The sequence below is a fragment of the Lentilactobacillus dabitei genome, from assembly GCF_019061365.1.
Taxonomy (GTDB): domain Bacteria; phylum Bacillota; class Bacilli; order Lactobacillales; family Lactobacillaceae; genus Lentilactobacillus; species Lentilactobacillus dabitei.
The window spans coordinates 1-1,800 of record NZ_JAHPPD010000160.1; the positions used below are offsets into that span (position 1 = coordinate 1).

Consider the following 1,800-nt stretch of genomic DNA (forward strand, 5'->3'; position numbering starts at 1 on the left):
CGCGTTCGACTTGCATGTATTAGGCACGCCGCCAGCGTTCGTCCTGAGCCAGGATCAAACTCTCATCTTAAAATACTTTTTTAAAATGATAAGCCTGTTATAGCTCATGATTATATCTATTGCTTGTTTTACGAATTGACTTCGCAAATGTTTGGTTCCGAAATGAATCGGAACGCCCTGCACATTTGTTTGTCGAAAATTTTGTTCAGTTTTCAAAGGTCTACCAAGTCGTCGTAAGCGCTTGTTTATCGCTTTTGACAACTATTTAATATTATCAGATTTTCAATCTTAAATCAAGTTGTTTTTTCATACTTTTTAAAATTGATAACCGATCAATATTTGACAACAGATAATAGTTTACCAAGATATGAAGAGGTGGTCAAGCACTTTTTTACTTAAATAACTCATCGGCCTCACTCAACCACTGATCTCTGAGCCTAGCGATGCTTGAAAAGCCGAACTGCAAACGGTAATTGGTCCAATAATGAATATGTTGCGGTCGATTAAGACTTAGATGTTGCAACACATCAAGTCGCGCATTCTGGCTTCGGGTTGATAAAGAAACTTTGCCCGAATACTCATCAATATCAATCACTAACGCCTCAACCATCTGTCCCACCTTGAATAACCTGTTGATATTATCGACATATCCTGCTTTACACTCAGAGATATGGATTAACCCTTGCTTCTTATCACCAATGTCAACAAACACACCATATGGCTGAACACCAGTGACCACTCCCGTTATTTTCATTCCTATTTTTAATTGCATAAATACCACCTACTTAGATTATCCTGAATAATATTGTACCCCGGAAATATCGATGTCACAATAAAAGTTGTTTTTTAGTAAAGGTGGGTAACAACATTGGCTCATTCTACCGTTATCTGATAGAATCGTAAATAATAAATTTAAAAGGAATGATTTTGTGAGTACATTAATCGACTTTGTTCTCCATATTGATGACCACTTGGTGAATATCGTCAATACATTTGGTAATTCAGCTTACCTAATACTGTTCGCAATCATCTTTGTTGAAACCGGCGCGGTCATTCTGCCATTTCTTCCTGGTGATTCACTTTTATTTGCAGCTGCAGCACTTGCCGCCAATGCCAATTACAATTTAAATATCGGAATTTTCATTATTCTCTTCTTAATTGCATCAATTGCAGGAGATTCACTGAACTTCTTCTTCGGAAGCAAATTTGGCGAGTTAATTCCACACAACAAGATTTTGGGCAGATTCATTAAAGAAAAAGATTTGGCCAAAGCCCGCGAGTTCTTCGAAAAATATGGGGCCATGGCTATCTTTTTGGGACGATTCATGCCCATCATTAGGACACTAATCCCGTTTGTATCTGCTACTAGTGATTTTCCTTATCAGCGATTCGCAAAATATAATATTTCCGCTTGTATCTTGTGGGTTGCTATCTGCTGCGGTGCGGGTTACTTCTTTGGCAACATCCCCGTTGTTCAAGACAACTTCTCAATGGTGATCATTGGTATCGTGATCGTTTCCCTCATTCCAGCAGTAATTGGCTTTGTCAAAACAAAATTTGCACCAACAAAAGAATGAACAATTTACAAGTCACCGGACAATTGATATAATATTCTTTGTTCTGGTGAGTTGGCAGAGTGGTAATGCACCGGACTCGAAATCCGGCGAACCGGCTAATACCGGCGCGCAGGTTCAAATCCTGTACTCACCTTAAAAATAACGGGTCAAAGTCAAATCGTATTGATGGCGACTTATGAGCATCACCGAAAGGTGATGCTTTTTTGTTATTAGGCATGAATTA

2 protein-coding genes, 1 tRNA gene and 1 rRNA gene are annotated in these 1,800 nt (G+C 38.7%); 2 read left to right on the top strand and 2 right to left on the bottom strand.

The window, feature by feature from the left end; all coding sequences use genetic code 11:
* Positions 1 to 70, bottom strand: a 16S ribosomal RNA gene (locus KTE19_RS13505); the annotation flags it as partial.
* 321 nt (positions 71 to 391) lie between these two features.
* A complete protein-coding gene (locus KTE19_RS13510) occupies positions 392 to 772 on the bottom strand; it encodes a CvfD/Ygs/GSP13 family RNA-binding post-transcriptional regulator (protein WP_217164732.1) in 381 nt (126 codons plus the stop codon).
* Positions 773 to 929: 157 nt separating this feature from the next.
* Between KTE19_RS13510 and KTE19_RS13515 the strand changes: the two genes are divergently transcribed.
* Together KTE19_RS13515 and KTE19_RS13520 are read left to right on the top strand one after the other, a co-directional pair.
* A complete protein-coding gene (locus KTE19_RS13515; RefSeq protein WP_217164734.1) occupies positions 930 to 1,577 on the top strand; it encodes a VTT domain-containing protein in 648 nt (215 codons plus the stop codon).
* Between the two features lie 45 nt (positions 1,578 to 1,622).
* Positions 1,623 to 1,710: transfer RNA gene (locus KTE19_RS13520), tRNA-Ser, on the top strand.
* Positions 1,711 to 1,800: the final 90 nt, after the last annotated feature.